Source organism: Rahnella bonaserana (assembly GCF_019049675.1).
GTDB classification, from domain to species: Bacteria; Pseudomonadota; Gammaproteobacteria; order Enterobacterales; family Enterobacteriaceae; genus Rahnella; species Rahnella bonaserana.
In genome coordinates this window covers 1-255 of the sequence record NZ_JAFMOW010000005.1, presented here as the reverse complement: position 1 = coordinate 255, position 255 = coordinate 1, and the positions used below count along the sequence as shown (strand labels likewise).

Genomic DNA, 255 nt, shown 5'->3' with positions numbered 1-255 from the left:
TTTCTCAGCGCGGACGCCCAGCCGCAGGCGCAGGGTCAGGTGCTGGATAACAGCGCGGCGATGGCTGAAATCGACTACCTGCAGCGTCAGGTGAAAGCCCTCAGCCAGGCCGCCGCCGAAGCCAGCGCGCTGGAGGCCGACATCGCGGCGCAAATCGCCATGTTCAGCGAACGGCTGAAGCCGATAAATCAGGTGGTGCTGGCCAGCGCGCCACAAGGGATTGCACTGACCAGCGGCGAACATATGCAGCTGGCC

1 pseudogene is annotated in these 255 nt (G+C 64.7%); it reads left to right on the top strand.

The features are described from left to right. Nucleotides 1–255: pseudogene (locus J1778_RS00025) on the top strand (type VI secretion system Vgr family protein); the annotation flags it as partial.